This window comes from Paraburkholderia rhynchosiae, assembly GCF_002879865.1.
In the GTDB taxonomy this organism is placed as follows: Bacteria; Pseudomonadota; Gammaproteobacteria; order Burkholderiales; family Burkholderiaceae; genus Paraburkholderia; species Paraburkholderia rhynchosiae.
Genome location: NZ_PNXY01000002.1, coordinates 385,836 through 405,511 on the forward strand (window position 1 = coordinate 385,836; position 19,676 = coordinate 405,511).

The 19,676-nt window shown below is 58.0% G+C and carries 12 protein-coding genes and 4 pseudogenes; 12 read left to right on the plus strand and 4 right to left on the minus strand.

Going from position 1 to position 19,676, the window contains the following annotated elements:
• Window positions 1-691 precede the first annotated feature (691 nt).
• A complete protein-coding gene (locus C0Z16_RS04160) occupies window positions 692-2,284 on the plus strand; it encodes an FAD-dependent oxidoreductase (RefSeq protein ID WP_102630903.1) in 1,593 nt (530 codons plus the stop codon).
• A gap of 169 nt (window positions 2,285-2,453) precedes the next feature.
• Here C0Z16_RS04160 and C0Z16_RS04165 read toward each other — a convergent pair.
• Window positions 2,454-2,734, minus strand: a pseudogene (locus tag C0Z16_RS04165) (IS3 family transposase); the annotation flags it as partial.
• 305 nt (window positions 2,735-3,039) lie between these two features.
• Here C0Z16_RS04165 and C0Z16_RS04170 point away from each other — a divergent pair.
• The 4 genes and pseudogenes from C0Z16_RS04170 to C0Z16_RS04185 all read left to right on the plus strand — a co-directional run bounded on the left by C0Z16_RS04170 (window position 3,040) and on the right by C0Z16_RS04185 (window position 8,783).
• Complete coding sequence (locus C0Z16_RS04170) at window positions 3,040-4,368, plus strand: MFS transporter (protein ID WP_102630904.1); 1,329 nt, start codon at window positions 3,040-3,042, stop codon at window positions 4,366-4,368.
• A 67-nt stretch (window positions 4,369-4,435) separates the two neighbouring features.
• Window positions 4,436-5,857 (plus strand): amidohydrolase, encoded by a 1,422-nt coding sequence (locus tag C0Z16_RS04175; RefSeq protein WP_102630905.1) that lies wholly within the window; start codon window positions 4,436-4,438, stop codon window positions 5,855-5,857.
• Between the two features lie 447 nt (window positions 5,858-6,304).
• Window positions 6,305-7,456, plus strand: coding sequence for a porin (locus C0Z16_RS04180; protein WP_102630906.1), 1,152 nt, complete (start codon window positions 6,305-6,307; stop codon window positions 7,454-7,456).
• Window positions 7,457-7,704: 248 nt separating this feature from the next.
• A pseudogene (locus C0Z16_RS04185) lies at window positions 7,705-8,783 on the plus strand (gamma-glutamyl-gamma-aminobutyrate hydrolase family protein).
• Between the two features lie 278 nt (window positions 8,784-9,061).
• Here the strand turns inward: C0Z16_RS04185 and C0Z16_RS04190 are convergent.
• The 3 genes and pseudogenes from C0Z16_RS04190 to C0Z16_RS04200 form a co-directional block, all read right to left on the minus strand.
• Window positions 9,062-9,415: pseudogene (locus C0Z16_RS04190) on the minus strand (transposase); the annotation flags it as partial.
• A gap of 116 nt (window positions 9,416-9,531) precedes the next feature.
• Window positions 9,532-10,821, minus strand: coding sequence for an NAD(P)/FAD-dependent oxidoreductase (locus tag C0Z16_RS04195; RefSeq protein WP_102630907.1), 1,290 nt, complete (start codon window positions 10,819-10,821; stop codon window positions 9,532-9,534).
• Between the two features lie 17 nt (window positions 10,822-10,838).
• Window positions 10,839-12,431 carry an MFS transporter gene (locus C0Z16_RS04200; RefSeq protein ID WP_244201161.1) on the minus strand — a complete coding sequence of 531 codons (1,593 nt, stop codon included), beginning with the start codon at window positions 12,429-12,431 and terminating at the stop codon, window positions 10,839-10,841.
• Window positions 12,432-12,701: 270 nt separating this feature from the next.
• Between C0Z16_RS04200 and C0Z16_RS04205 the strand changes: the two genes are divergently transcribed.
• The 7 genes and pseudogenes from C0Z16_RS04205 to C0Z16_RS04235 all read left to right on the plus strand — a co-directional run bounded on the left by C0Z16_RS04205 (window position 12,702) and on the right by C0Z16_RS04235 (window position 19,637).
• Window positions 12,702-14,027: an LLM class flavin-dependent oxidoreductase gene (locus C0Z16_RS04205; protein ID WP_102631013.1), complete on the plus strand. Its 1,326-nt coding sequence runs from the start codon at window positions 12,702-12,704 to the stop codon at window positions 14,025-14,027.
• Between the two features lie 27 nt (window positions 14,028-14,054).
• Window positions 14,055-14,555, plus strand: coding sequence for a flavin reductase family protein (locus C0Z16_RS04210; RefSeq protein ID WP_102630909.1), 501 nt, complete (start codon window positions 14,055-14,057; stop codon window positions 14,553-14,555).
• Between the two features lie 199 nt (window positions 14,556-14,754).
• Window positions 14,755-15,672 (plus strand): LysR substrate-binding domain-containing protein, encoded by a 918-nt coding sequence (locus C0Z16_RS04215; protein WP_102630910.1) that lies wholly within the window; start codon window positions 14,755-14,757, stop codon window positions 15,670-15,672.
• Between the two features lie 150 nt (window positions 15,673-15,822).
• Window positions 15,823-16,425: pseudogene (locus C0Z16_RS04220) on the plus strand (nitroreductase family protein).
• Between the two features lie 188 nt (window positions 16,426-16,613).
• Entirely contained in the window at window positions 16,614-16,982 is a 369-nt protein-coding gene (locus C0Z16_RS04225) for a cupin domain-containing protein (protein WP_102630911.1), read from the plus strand.
• Window positions 16,983-17,068: 86 nt separating this feature from the next.
• Window positions 17,069-18,502, plus strand: coding sequence for an NAD-dependent succinate-semialdehyde dehydrogenase (locus C0Z16_RS04230; protein WP_102630912.1), 1,434 nt, complete (start codon window positions 17,069-17,071; stop codon window positions 18,500-18,502).
• A 106-nt stretch (window positions 18,503-18,608) separates the two neighbouring features.
• Window positions 18,609-19,637, plus strand: coding sequence for a DUF1338 domain-containing protein (locus C0Z16_RS04235; protein ID WP_102630913.1), 1,029 nt, complete (start codon window positions 18,609-18,611; stop codon window positions 19,635-19,637).
• Window positions 19,638-19,676: the final 39 nt, after the last annotated feature.

A 19,676-nucleotide genomic window follows, 5' to 3' on the forward strand; every position in this document is an offset into this window, starting at 1 on the left:
TGCTTTCGGTCTTCTTTGGACCTCTTACTCCCCGCACGTGTCCTGCTAAATTTCGTCAGCACGTTGTGCGATGATGCTCGCGCTTGCGCACGGATCTACGGCATAGGAATGCGGTCGATTCTGCGCTATGCGCCACCGTTCATCATCTCATCGGTTCCGGCAAAACGTGAAAAACTCCATGCCACTCGCAACGCGAGGACAAGCCATATTGATCAATCGTCGCGCTGAAAGGGCGGATAGGAAAACCTCTGCTGGGCCTGCCGGGCAAGATCATGCTCGACCAAGTCGCGCAGTTGAACCGGACACCGACCCCGGACGTCTCACACGGTTGATACCACGCTGGCGCGTACTGCGCCGGAGGCGCGTCGTCGCTGACGATGCGCGGCCAAGCCTATCTGTTTTGCAAATAGCTAACCGTTATTGGCTACATTGTTTCAAATGTATCCACGGCCTACCATTCCATCCATAAGTTCAATGCGAAATTCCGTTAGCGCCAGAGCCCTGCGTTCACGGCTGACGATCATTTCGCCGTTGCCGTCTCGTAGCCGTGTCACTGCCGATGAACTTACTGAGAAGTTTGTCCGCGATTGCGGGCGCGACGCAGCCATCTCGCCAATCGTATCTCGCCATTTAAGAAGGGAGGTCGGCTGGGGTGATGCATGCGTTTAACGAGCGACTAAGGAGAGAAGTCGTGCGACCACCGCTTAAATTTCTCGACCACGAGACCTTCGACGTTGTCATTATTGGCGGAGGCATTAACGGCGCCGCCGCCGCCCAGGAAATCATTGGGCAGGGTCACAGCGTCCTTCTCGTCGATAAAGGTGACTTCGGTTCGGGGACTTCGAGTCGCTCCAGTCGTCTTTTGCATTGTGGTCTGCGCTATTTGGCGCCAGGTCGTTCGATCTGGGACTTTGTTGTGCATCCCACGCGCTTTATGACAGCGATGAAAATGGCGAAACAAGCGATGGAGGCGCGGGCCGAGTTCGTCGAGACGTCATCGTTGCGCACTCGACCGCTCCAGTTCGCCTTCCCGATTTATCAGGAAGGTCCCTATCGCGCCTGGCAAGTGGATATTGCATTCCTTATTCTGAAACTGCTCGGTCCTCGCAACCCGCCTCTTGATTACCACCGTATCTCTGGTGCCGAAGCGCGTAATATGCCGCTGATGAACGAATTGCGTGATCTTGACCGTATCCATTCAGTCGCGGTGTATCGTGAGTACGAGTTCGACTGGCCCGAGCGAGTATGCATGGATTGTATCCTCGACGCGGAACGCATGGGGGCGGTCGTTCGCAATTACACCCTGGCCACGCTCGGACGGCGTCGCGACGGCGGCGTCTGGCCAGTCGTGCTTAGGGATCAATTGGACGGTGCGACCGTAGAAGTCAGTGCTTCTATCGTGCTTAACCTAGCAGGCATTTGGATCGACGAGGTCAACGCCACGCCTGAGCCAAACGCTAAACGCCGCGTGCTCGGGACCAAGGGAACGCATATTGTTGTCAAGCTCCCGAACTCCTGCGCCGGTTACGGCGTCGCAACGCTGAACAGTAAGCGCGAACCGTTTTACTGTATTCCCTGGCACGACCTGCATTATTTCGGGCCGACAGAGACCCTCTACGAGGGAAACAAAGAGGACATCCATGTCACTAACGAGGAACAGGCCTGGCTGCTCAAAGAAGCTAACCGTCTTATGCCAGGCATAGGGCTTTCGGAGAAGGAGGTTCGGCTGACCTGGGCAGGCGTCAGGCCGCTGACGTATGACAAAGCCGTTCCTTTCGGGAATCGTTCCCGGCAACTCCACGACCTTACTGAGGACGGTATGCCAAATGTACTCGCGATGACCGCCGGGCCCGTGTTGAGCCATCGTTCGGCCGGCCGCCTCTTGGCTAAGGCGGTTGCAAAGCGGCTAAGACCCCAGCACCGACGGCAACGACCAGACTATGCGCCAAAGCAGCCGCCCGCAAGCGACAGTTCACCCGCATTGGTATCGGGACTGTCAACACGACTTTCAGATCTCCAGCATGGCATACAGAAAGAACATGCCGTGACCCTCATGGATCTTCTTTTTCGGCGCACCGGACTTGGTTGGCGGCATCAATTCAGCGAGGCTGAGATCGATCAAGCAGCGTCCGTGCTAGCGACGGAGCGCGGCCTGTCCTCTGCGGAGAAGTGGCGAGAGATCGAGGCGTTCAAAATCGAATGTGAGAGGCTTTTCGGACGACGTTCTTCACAAGACTCATTCACGAGTACGATTGCAGGGAAAGACGGAGATGATTCCGGATAGCTTTGAGTAAGCTAACAGCCGTTTGTGTGGCCGATGTGAGGATCCGCTGAATGTGCTTTCCACGCACAGTCATTGTCGCTCCGATCCAAGAGTCCGATCATCGCTGTGTTGCGGATGCGTGCAAGCGAGCTGAACCGCAGGCTGGTTGGTTTAACTACATGCAGGCACGTCAGACTTGCCTGTAATAGCTTGCTTCAGCCCCAGCGTGCGGGAGATAGCCGAGCGATTCCATCAGACGATGATGGTTTTGCCAGCCCACACATTCCAGCGTTGCTTATTCGACGGATTCCCTCGTTTTCCAAGGGGCGCGGCGATGAAACAGTTCCGTCTTGTAGATGCCGTTCATCGGTTCAGGCAGCGCGTTGTCACGCTCGTCGGCCGGCTTCTGACCGACGGGTCGATTCCAGCCTCAGTCAGTCGTTGGCTGTATTGAATGCTGACGTAGTGACACGCTCCGTCTGGTGTGTTCACGTGGCTCGCCAGTTCGAATGTCGGTACGGTCTTTTGTGAGAATTACTTCAAAGGACGTATCAAGTCTACCCTAGTGAAGCACCGGATGCTGGCGTGTCGATCCAGAATCGGTATCGAGGCGCACCCTATACGGGTTTCAAATACCTGACCTATTTTGGCCGGATTGTGTCGTTCACATCAGCGAGGCAGACTTCTATCGATGCCACTGCATTCGTTAGTGGCGGACAGCAACGAATCACGAATCACGAACCGCGAACGAAGAATTCGCCCAATGGAGACAGAAGATGACTGTGCTTGATGAGCGCCGGCCGCCACACTCGCGATTCGCGCAATCGGAACGACGAGTGCCTACGAGAGCGGTTGTTGCGGCGATCGCGGGCAACGCTCTTGAGTTCTATGATTTTGGGATCTACTCGTTCTTCGCGGTCTACGCAGCACGGGCTTTCTTTCCATCCTTGGACGGACTGACAGGAATTCTTGCTTCGGTCGCAGTTTTTGGGGTGGGTTTCGTGACTCGCCCTCTTGGTGCGCTGTTTATCGGCCGGCTCGGCGACCGCCTCGGACGCAAGCCGGCCTTGCTTCTTACCATCGCGCTGATCATTGTCGGCACTATGGGACTGGCCTTGACTCCCGATCAGGCTACCATCGGCGTCGCCGCTCCGATCATCGTGGTCATCAGCCGGCTCATCCAAGGGTTCGGCTTGGGCGGCGAAGTCGGGCCGGCCGTAGCATTCCTTATGGAAGCTGCCCCCGAGGGGCGACGCGGTTTCTATACGAGTTGGTCGACCGCCAGCCAGGGCATTTCGGGTTTCGCCGCAGGGATTGTCGGCGTCACGTTCACATCGCTACTGGCGCCGGAGAACATGCAGAGTTGGGGATGGCGATTAGCGTTCGCCCTTGGGCTCCTACTCGTCCCGGTTGCGCTCTACTTGCGCAAACAGATGCCCGAGACCTTCGATGGCCGTAGCCGTGAGGCGAATACGACGGCCACTCCATGGCGCGATTTGTGGCGCCATCGCCGAGCCATTTTGCCCGGCATGGCCATGCTCGGAGGTAGCACCGCGGTTTTCTACGTGGCGCTCTACATGACCACATACTCCATCGCGGTACTGAAAATGCCGCCGCATATCGGCATGTTTTCGGCGATAGTGTTGGGTGCGTCGCTGATCGTGTTCGGTCTGCTTGGTGGGTGGCTCTGTGATCGCTATAACGTCCGGGTCATAGTGGCGCTTCCATACACGGTCCTGCTCGCGGGAATCTACCCGGCATACCACCTTCTTATTCTCTCGCATAGCGTGCCGACCTTGCTCATCGCCACCGTATTGATGAGTGCCATGCCGGCCGTAGCGGGACCTTCGGTTCTGATGCTGATTGGCGAAGCGTTGCCGGCGCGCGTGCGAGCTCTCGGCCTCAGTGTCACTTATGCCGTTCCGATCACTATCTTCGGTGGCACCGCACAGGTTGTCGTCACCTGGTTGCTGAAACACACCGGCAATCCCGCTTCTCCAGCGTTCTATGCGGTTATGGCAAGCGCGGTCATGCTTTTTGCCATCATGGCCTTTCCAAAAGGTCTTGACCGGTTCGGTCACGCGAATGGAGTTGTGTTGGATTGAAGGCGGCCTGTCCCTCGGAAGACTAGAGTTTCAAACCTGTTTTCAACTGATGCAGAGAGGCATATCAATGGCAGTCGCGAAAGAAATCTGGAACCTCGTCGAAGCAAAAAAGGAAGACTTCTTCGTGCTCAGTGACAAGGTATGGGCAACGCCGGAACTGTCCTATAACGAGTTCAGATCGGTTACCCAGCATGTGGCGATGCTGGAGCAGGAGGGGTTTCGTATTGTCCGGAATGTCGCCGGCATTCCGACCGCCGTTATGGGCGAGGCCGGCGAAGGCGGACCCATCATCGCGTTCCTGGGCGAATACGACGCGCTCCCCGGACTGAGCCAGGCGGCCGGACTGGCCGAGTTCTCGCCGGTCGAAAAGGACGGACACGGACACGGGTGTGGGCACAACCTTCTTGGCGCCGCGGCTCTCTTGGCGGCGACGGCCGTGAAGGACTATCTCGCGGCTAACGGATTGAAAGGCCGCGTGCGTTACTACGGCTGTCCAGCAGAGGAGGGTGGAGCGGGCAAGGCTTTTATGGCGCGCGCAGGCGCCTTCGACGACGTCGACGCCGCCATCACGTGGCATCCAGCCTTTTTTAACATGGTATGGGACTCTGGCTCTCTCGCCACTCTCGGAATCGACTTCAGCTTTACGGGGCGCACCGCCCATGCTGCAGCTACGCCGCATCTCGGCCGCAGCGCGCTGGACGCCGTCGAACTCATGAACGTCGGCGTCAACTATATGCGCGAGCACATGTCGAGCCATGCCCGCATACACTATGCCATCATCGATGCAGGCGGCATCGCGCCGAATGTCGTGCAGAGCCACGCTACGGTACGTTATTCGATCCGCGCCGCCCAACAGACGGAATTGGTCGAACTAGCCGAACGGGTCCGCAAGGTAGCCAAAGGCGCAGCGTTGATGACAGAGACCGAGGTGAGCGAAGACGTGCACGCTGCGGTCGCAAGCTTGCTTCGCAATCGTCCCTTGGAAGAAGCGCTCCACGCCAATTTGACGAAGTTGGGGCCTACTGGCTTCGACAAACGTGACCGCGCAATCGCGGCGCCTTATCAGGCGTCCTGTTCGGCGAAAGCGATCGCTGCTTCCTACGAGTTGTGGCAGCTCGCGCCGCGCGAGCACACGGTGCTGTGTGACGAAGTCTGGCCGTTGCGCGACGTCACTGAGCCGGTCATGGGATCGACGGACGTTGGTGATGTGAGTCGCACGGTGCCAACAGTGCAGCTTCTGGCGGCGACCCATGTCATTGGTCCGCCGTCCCACACTTGGCAATGGACCGCCCAGAGCAATTCGGATCCGGCGCGCAAGGGTTTGGCCTACGCTGCGAAGGTCATGGCGGCAACCGGAGCGGACGTCTTGACGGACGATAGGCTCCGCACGGCCGTCAAGGATGAGTTCCAGCGGCAAAGCGCACTTGACCCATTCACCTGCCTGATGCCCCCCGAACTGGGCCCCCGCTTGCCGCAACAGGCCGACTGAGAAGGAGTCCGTCGCAGTCCCGGACGGCCTGGCGAATCACAGTGCGGGAGTGCTCTTTGCAGGCCCCCCGATGCCGCGCCGCGTCTGACGCTCCTTCCTTGGAGGCGAGCTGTCTACCATGCGTCGGCTCGGCTTCCGGAGTGGGGGACGAACGTCGCTGATACGGCACCGGTGTCTGCGCGCCGACCAGGGTCGCGGGTTGTTCGCAGGAACAGGCGTCGTTGTATGGATCAACGACTGTTAGCGACGCTCGACCTTGACGCGATCCAGCCGTAACGTGGTTGCGGCGAAGTCACCTTGATTCGGATGCGCTGTCGACCGTGTCAGTTCAAATTCAAATGGGTATCGGGGGGATTGGTCGAAGACTATTAACTTAGTACAACATATAAAAACATGTCACTGTGTCGCAGTCTGCACAGTCATTCTTCAATGATCGATGGAGATCAAATGCACAAGAAAAAGTCTGCTGCTATTGTGTTGGCGTCAACCGCACTCGTCGGCGTGGCTCATGCGCAATCGAGCGTTACCTTGTACGGTTTGATTGACGCAGGTTTTGGCTACGTCAACACCAATCAAGGCAGCCGCTATGTGATGATGAACGGTAATCTCAATGGTGATCGATGGGGGTTGAAAGGCGTAGAAGACCTGGGTGGTGGGTTGGCGGCAATTTTTCAGATTGAAAATGGTTTTAATGTCGGCACCGGCGCATTTGGTCAAGGTGGGCGCGAATTTGGCCGGCAGTCGTGGGTCGGTATCACGAGCGCCAGTGTCGGTACTCTTAAGCTGGGGCGGCAGTATGATCCGGTGGTTGACAAGGTTCAAGGGTTGACACTCGAAAGCGTCTTCGGATCTCCAGCCACAACTCCCGGAGACGTCGATAACAACGACAACAGTGCGCGCATCTCGAACGCAATCAAATACGTTAGCCCCTTGTTTGGAGGTATCCAGTTTGAAGGACTGTACGCACTGAATGGTGTGGCTGGGCAGCCTGGGTCAGGAAATACCTACTCTGCGGCAGCCAGTTACACTGGCGGAGCATTGAGCATCGCGGCAGGCTATCTTCATGGAAGTAATACTGCGGCCGCCTCGGGACAGCTTCGGACCACGTGGAGTGGTACGATGGATTCGATCTTTGACGGACCCATCAGCAACGGCTATCAAACTGCTGCAACGATCGGAATAGCGCATGCAGCGGCCCGCTATCAGCTTTCTGCGCTGACGCTCGGAGCTGTGTATAGCTACGCGGCGTTTAACGCGGACGCGCAGTCGACGTTCAAATCGCAGCAGCACTTCAATTCGGGAAAAGTGTATGCCCTCTATCAGATTAGTCCCAGTGTCCTCGGCGGACTCGGATACATCTACACCCGCGCTGGAGGTGACACGTCTGCAACGTATAACCAGGTGACGGCGGGCGCTACCTACGCCTTGTCGAAGCGCACGGACTTCTACGCGGTTGCCGCTTACCAGCATGCGAGCGGAACGCAGCGGACGGCCGCAGGAGGGCTCGTTGATGCAGTCGCGTCGGTCGGTTCATATGGGCTGACTGGAAACGGTAACTCCCAGACACTGGTGGTTGTCGGTATGCGTCACCGATTCTGACATCCAAAGATGCAGAACAATGGTCCACGGGTGGACGGCGCTCCGTCTACCTGTGGTACTTTTGAAAGATATATATCTCTGGTCTCTTTATTCGCGTAAAGGACGAGCCAGACCCTCGTCATGAGCGATACCACGCCTTTGTCCGCCGCATCACCGGTCCAGACCGTGCCCGCGCACGATGCCACTGACGCCGGTGTGCGACAGGTGGCGACTTCGCCGCGCTGGTTGCACCCGACGCCGAAGATTCATTGGCTACTGCCCCCGATGCTTCGTCGGCCGGTTCAACTACCGATTCGGCTACTTCGCCGCCCAACGCCGGATCACCCGCCGCCGCGCTATTCGCCAGATCGGGGGCCGCCGCCGCGGCCAAGGCGAGCATGCCGCCGGGCTTCGCGGCGCAGCCGGATTTCGAATCATTGCGGCCACCGCCGGCCGGCGCGGCGTCGGCGGCACCAGCACGTACCTGCGTCGTAGCGACAGGCGATGGTCGGCGCTCGGCCGGATCATTGCGGCGCGCGCTGCGCGTGTTCGATCGTGCTGGCCAGCGAAGCTCGCAGCGCACGCTGCGCATCGGCGTGTCAGCACGGATCTTCCATCCGAAGCCCGGCGCGCCGGGGTTGCGTGGTAAGACTCTGCAGTATGTGGAGGAATCGATTGCGCACCGTGTGATGTCGCGCGACGTCCTCGTGTTCATGATCCCGACCGTCGGGCACCAAGGGACGCTGCATCCGAGCAACATCCGGCTGCGCGACTACGCGAAGCATCTCAATGGGCTGCTGCAAGGCGGCGCGGACGTGTCGCCGCAAACCTACGCCGCATCCGACGCACGGCCGGAATGGCCGGGCGATCGGGTGCACGACATGTACGCGCTCGAGTGCTGCACGAGTTCGTAGAGTCGGGCAAGCCGGTGCTCGGTGTGTGCCGCGGTTGTCAACTCATCAACGTCGCATTCGGCGGATCGCTGTATCAGGACATCGCGACCGAGGTGCCGACCGCGAACGCGCACGTGAGTGAGCGCTACAGCCAGCACCGTTATGCGATCCGCTTTCCGGAACGCTCGACGCTGGCGAGCATGTTGCCGGGGCGCAGGGAAGTGATCGCGAACTCGATCCACCGTCAGGCGATCCGTGAGCTCGGTCGCGATCTTAACATCGAGGCCGTGTCGTCCGACGACGGGATCATCGAAGGAATCCGCTATAGGCGCGCGGCGTTCGTCGTCGGCGTGCAGTGGCACCCGGAGTTCCACCGCGCAGGCGGCCCTGAGTTGCTCGACTGCGTGCCGCTGCTCGATACGTTTTTGCGTGCGGCGCGCGATATGAGGCTGTGACCCGTGTCTGAGCTACCCGTCTCGCAGGCGGTGAAGGGTTATCGGGAATCGCAGCACCCTAGGGGGTGAACCCGGGGCGACGCTGCTTTTTACGATCTCCGGCTGTCTCCGACTCGACCGCCGGAGTCCGACGCAATCTTCCGAAAGGTCGTTGCTGCACGCCGCGCGATATATGACGTGTCGTCGGTGTTGGCCGTGTGCACGTACGCGGGTGGCCCGGCCCGTCCTGCGGTGCCGGCACCGCGCAGACAACGGCAGTGGCGTCGATACACTCCCCGTACCTCGGCGAAGAGCCGTTCGCAGAGTTGGTGCTTTAAGCAGGCGTCGGACTTGACGGCGTTGTCACATCCGGTACGGCTTCCCAGCCCAGATCAATGCCCACAAAGCGACGCAGGCTGGTGGTGTCATACAGGGCCTCTTTGCAAGCGAGCTCGGCCAGATTGAAGCAGCGCTGCACGAAGAGAATCCACAGCATCGGCTCCGAACGAATCGGCGGGCGACCCCGCGTTTCCGGTAATACAGTTCGACTACCGCGCACACAGTTCGGCCCACGGAACGATCGTGTTCATCGTGTCAAGAAACTCGTTGCGTCGCGTGCGTTTGCGTCGGGTCTCGAACCCGCACCCAAGCATTTCCGCCGCTCCGCTGAGCGCACACCGAGCTCCATTGGGCTCGAAGGCGTCTCGGTGGCGGATGTATATAGCCGTGCGAGCTATGGGTCCCGCCGTCAAAGGAGGAACCTCCATCCCTACGAGCAAAAACGGCTTAGGGCGAAGTCTTCGATGCCGACCTGTGTGCGATCGCCTGTCACCAGATCGGCGAGCACAGCGCCTGCGGCCGGTCCTATGCCGAAGCCATGGCCTGAAAAGCCGGAACCGAGATAGAAACCCGGTATCTGCTCGACCTTCGAGATAACCGGCAGCGCATCGGGCGTGACGTCAATCATACCTGCCCACGTACGTGCAATCGTCGCATTGGCGAACGACGGAAAGGTCTGCTTCAGGCAATTCATTGCGTCGTTGAGCATTCCGTTGTTCGCCTCAGGATCGAGCACGCGGTACGATTCGAACGGCGTCGGGCGGTCAATGCTGAAGCGGCGCGGAATCTTCAGTTCATCAAAAAAGGGGCGTCCGAAACGGAGTCGCAGATACTTGCGCTCTTTGAGCCAGGCCCGCAGGTATTTCGTGCTCAGGCGAATGCTGTCGGGCGTGAGGTCGGCGACCGAGGCACCGAGTTTCGACACTGTGTACCCGCCGTCGCAGCGTTTGCGGCATGTGAAGTCGCCCCCGTTGATTGCGACATTCAGTTTAGCGTCGATAGGTGCGGTTTGCAGCACGGAGGCATGGACCTTGAGTTGCGGAAACTCAATTGCATGGTTGCCGCAGAATAGCCGCGACCATGCGCCGCCTGCCAGTACCACGTCGGCGCATTTCACGACGCCGTGCTCGGTCACGACCCCCGACACGCGCCCCGCCGACACGTCGATGCCGCGCACCGCGCAGTGCTCGAAGATGGATGCTCCGCTCGCGCGAGCGAGTTCGGCGATGCCGCGTGTGGCCATCGTGGGTTCGGCGACACCGTCGGTCGCGCTATACAGCGCCCCGTCCCATGTGCGGCTCGACTGTGGGAGAAAGCTCGCGAGTTCGGCCCTGCCGAGAAGGCTGACGCGGACACCGCTGGCGCCGGATGCATCGATCCATTTTTGATGCAGCGCCATCTCCGACTCGTCTTTCGCAAGATATGCGAGTCCCGTCATCCGGTAGCCCACGTCGATTTGCGACTGGATTGACTGCCACAATTCGTTAGCGAGGACAGACAGTTGCAGTTCCTTAATGTCGCGTCCGATGGAGCGCACCCAGCCCCAGTTGCGTGAAGACTGTTCGCAACCGATCGCGCCTTTTTCGAACACCGCGACGTCGACACCTTTGCGCGCCAGCGCAAGCGCGCAACTGATTCCAATGATTCCGCCGCCAATAATTGCGACGGAGACCTGCTTGGGCAATTCGGGTTTCAATGTGATTTCTTGAATGGGCAGCATGTTAGCTCGGAGATATGTCAGTTGACGCGCTTGCGGCTGGCGATCAGAGCCACGAGCGCCAGAGTCGAAATCACTATCAGGTAATAGGCCGGCGACATGATGCTGCCCGTCAATTTCACGAGAAGGTTGGTCACGACAGGCGTGAGTCCGCCGAACAGCGTCATCGCGATTACGTAGGCGAGCGACGAGCCGGTGGTACGGCAGGACGTAGGAAACAGTTGTGAGAGCAACGAGCCGACCGGCGCGTAGTAGAAGCTGTAGAACACCAGTGAAAGGGTGCACTGGAATGTGATCAACGTTGCGGTGCTCGGCGCACGCGTGAGCATGTAAAAGAGCGGCAGGATGAGCACCATGCCGCACAGTAGCGCGGCACGCATCACCTTGACGGTGCCGAGCCGGTCCGCTGCGATGCCGCCGATTATCGGGAAAACGACGGATACGAGGCCGCTGAGCGTCGACGACAGGAAGGCTGCGTCCTTGCTGACTCCCAGATTATGAATTGCGAACGTCGGCATGTAGATGTTCATAAAGCTAGCGAGGCCACCGGCGCCTGAAATGACCGCCCCCATGAGCACGCTCGACATATGGGATTGCGCCGTTTCGCGCAACGGCTTGCGAACCGCTGCACTTGCCTGCGCGAACGCTACCGTCTCGTTCACCTTTCGTCGGATATAGAGACCAATCGGTCCTATCAGACAGCCAAAGGCGAATGGCAGACGCCAGCCCCACGATTCGACCTGTTGCGGCGACAGATAGCGATTCACGCAGTAGGCGAAGAGCGACGCCACCAGTACGGCGAGACCTGACGTCGACCATTGCAGGCTTCCAAAAAACCCCCTGCGCTTCGCATCCTGTTCGGTCAAAAATGAATTGGCCGCTCCAAATTCGCCGCCTGCTGAGAAGCCTTGGAGCAGGCGTCCCGCGACTAGAATTACCGGCGCGAACACGCCGATCTTGTCGTATGTGGGCACAAGTGTGATCGAGGCAGTGCCGCACAGCATCAGAAACGCCGTGAGGCTTAACGTGAAACGCCGGCCATGTTTGTCGGCGACCACGCCCAGGATGATCGCACCGACCGGACGGATGAGGAATGAGCTTGCGAAAGTGAGCAGACTAAGCAACAGCGCCGATTGTTCGTCGCCGGTCGGAAAAAATAGCTTCGACACAGTGATTGCGAACATTGCGTAGACGAGCAGGTCGAACCATTCGAAAAATGTGCCAAAGTTTGCGGCGATAACATCGCGCATCCAACTTGTTGCTGGCTTCGGGCAGACGATGGGGTCAAGGGTGTTGGCTCTGTTCGGCATCTTGTTTCCTTTGCAGTCGGTGCTGGCGAGCAGCCCAACGGGTGTATCGCCGCGCGTCGCGTCGCGACAGCAGCGGCAGAGAGAGACATCGCTTCTTGGCATTCGCCGCCGAAATCGGTGTCTTTCAGTTGCGGTGGTTATTCGTTGCGCCGCCGGGCCATGCACGGGTGGCATGAGTAGGATGGTGTGCCGTCGACGTGAACGACACAATGCCGTCAAAAAGGGTCTGGTATTTGAAATTCGTATAGAGGGTTTCCCCGGATACGGACAGACTTCACTCGGCAAACTCATTGCCTCGCGCACCGAGCATTTCTTGGCCGTCGATCTCCAACGTCGATGTCGATAAGCGCGGCTACCGGTGCGCACTGCACAGACCGCCGGAGATGCAGGGCTGCGTTGCAGGCAGTACACCGGATCCGTCTAGCCTTTACCCGAAGAATAAGGGGATACCCTTATCCACTTTTCAAATAGTCGGCCGCTTTTGGCGACATTGTTTATCGGACGGTGAAGCGCGAATATTCACCCATACCGCCATGTTTCGGGCGGAACAGTCCACGAATGGGAGCGCTTGCAATGACCAAAGACGGAAAAATGAGGCTCGGCCTCTCGATGCGATATCTCGGCTATCACGTGGCCGCCTGGAGGCATCCGGACGTGCCCGCGGACGGCGCGCTCAGTTTCGAGTACTTCCTGAGCACGGCCCGCAAGGCGGAAGCAGCGCATCTCGACATGGTTTTCTTTGCTGACGGTCTCGGGATCCGCGCCAATGACAATCCGAAAGGATCTCTTGCGCGTGACATGCGGAATGCTGAGTTGGAACCGATCACACTCCTCGCCGCATTGGGCGCGACGACGTCAAATATCGGCCTGGTGGCAACCGCTTCGACCACGTACAACGAACCATTTCACATCGCGCGCAAATACGCTTCGATCGATCACATCAGCGGTGGCCGCGCCGGATGGAATGTCGTCACATCATGGTCAGATGAGGAAGCTCAAAACTTCAACAGGAACGAGAACCTTGCTTATGAGGACCGGTACGAACGAGCCGACGAGTTCGTCGATGTCGTCAAATCCCTTTGGCGAAGCTGGGAGGATGACGCGTTCGTCCGAGACAAGGAAAGCGGACTTTTCTACCACGAAGACAAGTTGCACGTTCCTGATCACAAGGGCAAGCACTTCCAGGTGCGGGGTCCACTGAATTCGGCGCGCACACCGCAGGGAGAGCCGATCATCGTGCAGGCCGGAGCTTCCGAGGCCGGACGTGAACTTGCTGCTAGATGCGCGGATGTGGTTTACAGTAACTCGCACGACCTGAAACATGCGCAAGATTACTACGGCGATCTTAAGGCGCGGCTTGCGAAGTATGGTCGCGAGCCCGAAGAGTTGCTAATCATGCCGGGCATTACACCGTTCGTAGGTAAGACCAGGCAAGAGGCGCAAGACAGGTTCGACCAGCTTCAGGAGCTTATCCACCCGCTGAGTGGTCTGGCCTCGCTCTATAACGCACTGGGCGACCTGTCTGGGTATCCGCTTGACGGGCCGGTGCCGGACATCGGTGGTCAGAAACTCAGGAGCATCGCATCAAACCTCTTGGAGATGGCTCGTACCGAGAAACTCTCAATTCGGCAACTCTACCAGCGCGTCGCATCGACTTTCTGGGTACGCCTCGCGATTGGAACTGCGAGCGACATCGTTGATGAGATGGAAGAGTGGTTCAAGAATGATGGCGCCGACGGCTTCAATTTTTGCCCGGCCATCCTTCCGGGCGGCATGGAAGACATTAGTGATCTCCTCATCCCGGAACTGCGCCGCCGCGGGTTGTTCAGGGATCGCTATGAAGGACGAACTCTGCGCGAGAACCTTGGCCTCAAACCCAGCATCTTCAAGCTTGCGTGATCCGTCATAGTCCAGGCAGGTGACCAAATGCAAACCATCGATTCAAGAGCTAACTTCCAGCAGGCGATGTCGTTGTTCGCTGCCGGCGTTACAGTTATTACCGCAATGCACGACGCAAAGCCGGTCGGCCTCATCGCTACATCGGTATGCAGTCTATCCGACGAACCGCCGTCGGTCATCGTCTGCGTGAACAAGAGCGCTTCGTCCCACGACGCGATCCTGAGGGCAGGTAGTTTTGCCGTAAATCTCCTTTCGACAGCGCACTGCGGGGTCGTTGACACATTTCGCAAAACTAAAGGGCAAGCCCGCTTCACTTCCAACCAATGGGCATCTCTCGTGACCGGTGCACCGGTCCTGGCTGATGCAACGGTTGCATTGGACTGTGAAATCAGTGATCAGCATGACGGATTCACCCACTCCATCATCGTTGGAGTGATCAGAGAGATTGCATTTAATGAGACCGCTGATGCGGGATGCCTTCTGTGGCACGAACGCGGTTTTGCACGGAGCGCACCTCTGACTATTTGACTGCGGACGCCGGTGCTTCAAGTCGAACGGATTGTCGGCCAGTGTAATCGCTCATCGTGACCGAATCTTTATTGAGTGGTGCCAGCCGCGAAGCACCAGGAAGGCCCGACCGTCAGAACACCATGGTCGGTACATCCTTGCGACGCTGGTCCGAAACATAGATGATGGCTGTTGAAAGTGGGCTATCAACTGGGAAACTATGAACATCCGGCAACTTGAAGCATTCCGCACGACTATGATGGTCGGCACTGTAAACGGTGCTGCGGACTTACTGGGGCTGTCTCAGCCATCGGTGAGTCGCTTGATCACCGAGCTCGAAAAGGAGCTCGGCGTGACATTGTTCAACCGCGCTGCTGGCAGGCTGGTGCCGACGCCTGAAGGAAGGATGATCCACGAGCAAGTAGAGAACACATTTCGTGCGTACCAAAAGATCGGGGAACTTGCCGCTGATGTGAGGAAACTTCGCGTAGGCAGCGTCTCGATCGCATGCATGCCGGCCCTAGGAATAACTTTTTTGCCGGCAGTCATAGCCCGGTTTTGTGAAGCTCATCCAGACGTTGATATCTCACTGGATGTTCAAAGCTCCACGAAGGTGGAAGACTGGATTGCGACGGAACGAATCGATCTTGGCCTTGCAGAAGTACCTTACGACCGCGAGGACCTTTCAGTAGACGAATTCTGTAATGTTCCCTACTACGCCGTCATGAAGAAGGGGGACCAGCTCGCGGAAAAGTCGATGCTTTCACCGACGGATTTCGAAGGGCGTACGTTTATTTCCACCACGGCGCACTATCAAGCCCGGCCGCATGTTGATCGCCTTTTCGAATCGCGAGACGTACACCGTGTCATGCGCGTCGATACCTCGTTCTCCCACTCAACATGCGAGTTGGCCGCACTGGGAATGGGTGTCGGTCTTATCGATCCATTCAGTGTTCACGGATACCTTGATCGGGTCGATGTTCGTCTCGTAGACCCTTGCATTACCTTCAGGGTTGGACTGCTATACCCAAGGTCTCGCCCGTTGTCGAAAGTAGGGCGAACATTTGTTTTGTTTATGAAGGAGTGTCGTGACCGATGGTTCGCTGAGGTGGCCGCAGCTTGCAGACCTCCTGTATGACTCCGCAGAGACTCTTCTAACCCCGGGGTGGCACCGGCGGTGTCGATTGATTTCTTGAATAGGTTAAGACTCAGGCGTGACTCCTGAGACATCCGTCTCAAATGTTGCGTCTATTTTTGGTTTCGAATAGATCGTTATCGAGCTCTGACTATGGCTATCAAAACGCTTCGCATACCTAGCTATCCAATCGATACGCAGTTCGTCGAGCGCTGGTCACCTCGCGCCTTCACATTGGATCCTATCGATGAGGGTACCGTTCTCATTATTCTCGAAGCCGCCCGTTGGGCTCCTTCCTCTTATAACTCTCAGCCTTGGCGGTTTGTTTACGTCCATCGGGACACGGATCACTGGGACTCGTTTCTTTCGTTTTTGAATGACTTCAACCGCTCGTGGGCAGTCCGTGCCGCGGCGATCGTTGTGGTTATGTGAAAGCGGACATTTCGGATAACTGGAAAAGATGAGCAACTATCGTTGCCCACGCATTCATTTGACGCTGGAGCTGCCTGGGCGTTTCTTGCGCTGCAGGCTAGCCTTATAGGGTGGGGCGCTCATGCTCTTGCAGGGATCAACAGCGACCACATCCGTAGCGAACTGAGCATTCCAGACGATTTTTCAATCGAAGCTTGCGTAGCAGTGGGTCGGGCTGGGGATGCTGCGCTACTTCCGCATTTTCTCCAGCCAAAGGAGGTGCCGAGTGACCGTCGACCACTGGTCGACATGGCGGCGGAAGGACGTTTTGTGGACGGAACATAACTGTTTTAGAAGCGCCATTTTCAACCACGCGTGCGGGCTCGTCGGGCTATGGGAGCTGGCGTGCGGCGGCGTGCAGACCAGGTGTCAGCAGCTAAGCACGAAGGTGCCCGAAGGGCCCGCATGCGCCGTCTCTTACGCGTTGCCCTATGACACGGGCAACGTAACAGCGCTTTTTATTAGGAGAAGCTATGGAACAGTTGACTTTCGAACGGGTTTGTAAGATCGACCCGACTCAGCTGCAGGAGAATATGAGCTATCCCGCTGACGAAATGCTAATCACTGGTAGGCCGAAGAGAATCAGCCGTCCTTTGGTGGACTTTGAACCATCACGTCCGGGTGTCGGTTTCTGGGAGGCAGAGGTTGGCGCCTGGAAGTTCGTCTATCCATCAAACCGCAACGAGATCTTCCACGTCCTGGAGGGTACCTTCTCGCTCGAGAGCGAAACCACACCACAGACTGAATTCTCCAAGGGCGACACGGGCGTTATCCCCGCCGGCTTCTCAGGAACTTTGAGAGTCACCGAGGCAGTTCGAAAGATATACGTTCTTCTCACCTGAGAAGCGTCACCAACGACGTCGCAAGTTGACTCGCGAAGCGTCTTCGCAAAGTCGCGTTGAGCTGCATTATGACGGAAGGTAGTTAAATGACCTATTCAGATACCAAGCTTTTCATTAACGGAACTTGGTGTGACGCACTTGATGGAGCGACCATCAATGTGATCAGCCCTTCGACCGGCGAAAGGATTGGCGTGGTCGCCTGCGCGGCAAAGGAGGACCTTGAACGCGCTGCATCCGCTTCAGAAGCGGGCTTCGCTGAATGGCGCAACTTCGCAGCGGTTGAAAGAGCGAGGATAATGAGAGGCGCGGCAATGCTTCTGCGGGAGCGCGTCGAGACCATCGCTTCCCTCCTAACGCAAGAGCAGGGAAAGCCGCTTGCTGAAGCGCGGGCGGAAGTCTTCTCGGCGTCGGAGATCATCGAATGGTTCGCTGATGAAGGCTTGCGCGTCTATGGACGCGTCGTTCCGTCGCGAAGTCAGAATGTTCAACAACTCGTGTTGAAGGAACCGGTCGGACCGGTCGTAGCCTTTACGCCCTGGAATTTTCCGGTTAATCAGATCGCTCGAAAGCTGTCGGCCGCGCTGACCACGGGCTGCTCTTTCATTGTGAAAGCGCCGGAAGAGACGCCCGCCTCGCCGGCGGCGCTTATTCGGGCATTTTCGGACGCAGGCGTTCCTCGGGGCGTTTTAGGTCTCGTCTTCGGGAATCCTGCGGAAGTTTCTGAGTTTCTTGTTTCCTATCCAGCAGTTCGGAAGGTCACGTTCACAGGATCAACGGCTATCGGCAAGCAGCTGGCCAGTCTGGCCGGCCGACATATGAAACGGACGACGATGGAACTGGGCGGTCATGCGCCAGTCATCATCGCTGCAGACGCTGATGTCGAGGAGGCTGCGAAAGTTTTAGGTGCCGCAAAATTCAGAAACGCGGGACAGGTCTGCGTTTCGCCCACGCGATTCCTCGTGCATAACAGCTTGCGCGGGTCGTTCGAGGCTGCGATGGTCGCGTATGCCGAACAGTTGCAAATAGGTGACGGTCTGGAAAAAAGCACGTCGCTAGGGCCGTTGGCAAATAAGCGTCGCTTGGCGGCCATGAAAGAGGTCGTGAGCAACGCACGTGAGTCTGGAGCCAGGTTGTTGACGGGTGGAAACGAGATCGGTGATCGAGGCAATTTTTTCGCGCCTACGGTGCTTTCCGACGTGCCATTAACCGCCGCGATCTTCAATGAGGAGCCATTTGGTCCTGTCGCTGCGATACGAGGATTCGATGCCCTCGACGAAGCGATATCAGAAGCGAACAGGCTTCCGTATGGACTTGCGGGATACGCATTCACGAATTGCGTGAAGAGCGTACATCAGCTTTCGCAACGCCTGAATGTTGGAATGCTATGGATTAATCAGGGCGCTACGCCGTGGCCTGAAATGCCGTTCGGCGGCGTCGGGGATTCCGGTTACGGTTCGGAAGGCGGTCCTGAGGCGTTGGAACCTTATTTGGTTACCAAAGCCGTCACGATCAAAAGCTGATCACCGACGTAGAGGCCGGATCCCTTCGCAGAAAGTAAGGCCATGGGCCAAGTCAAACCATCAAACACGTACTCCGCGGCGGCGGCGGGTTCAAGAGAATAGATCAATGCACAACGCAAACGTATCCAGACTGCTCGATGTCCTACTTGGCGAAGAAAAGACTCGCGTCCTTTTTTCCACGCTCAATTTCCCCTCCATTCTCAACGACTGGGAAGAAGGCACTGTAACCCGCGCCGAGTTGGCGCAAGCGATGAATATGGCGCTCTTCGATGATCTTCTACAGCGGTCGGAAAACGGCCGCACCTACACGAAGGAAGCGATTGCGAAGGGCGGGTCAGTGTTCTTCGATCACGGAGCGCTGCGCACGGTGCGCTGGCCCCACAACGGCGCGCTGCCGCCCGGCGAGGCCGCGTTCACTCGGATTCTTCGTCCGCTCGGCTTCAGGCTCAACGGCCGCTATCCACTCGTCAAGCTCGGCATGACCGGCCGTGCGTATGCGCACGAGGACGCACCCGATGAGATCGCCCAGTTCTTCGTCAGTGAGCTACACCCGGAGCGTTTTTCGAAGGAGTTCCAGCAGGCTGTGACGAACGTCGTCGCTTCATCCAAAGATCCGTTGACGGCGCTCGCGATCTCACAGCTTTCGGACCTGGAGCGCGACGGATCGTTGCCCGGCGACGCGGCGGAACAGTTGCTGCCCGTCATCGTCGGCGCATTCTCGCGCCAGCACGCCATTCCACGAGAGACGGATTACGACACGTTGCTGCTTGAATCGGCGGAGATGGCATGGATCGCGACTGAGGGGAATGCCTTCAATCATGCAACAGATCGTGTCGAGGACGTATTCAGCCTTTCGGAGGATGAGAAGTCGAAGGGTCGTCCGATGAAGCCCGATGTCGAACGTTCGCGTTCTGGGCGCGTGTTCCAGACGGCTTATAGGGCGGATACAGTGCGGCGCGCTTTCCGTTCGTCCGATGGCGACGAGATTACCCGAGAGGTGCCGGGCTCGTTCTATGAGTTCATCACGCGCAAGCGTGAATTCGATCAGGCAAAGCGCGGTTGGCAGGTAGACCTGCGCTTCGATGCGGGCAACGCCACCGGTATCTTCAAGATGACAGCCAAGGCAGCGAAGTAACGTGAAATCAGCCAGACCGTTCCAGGCGAGCTTGCCCCT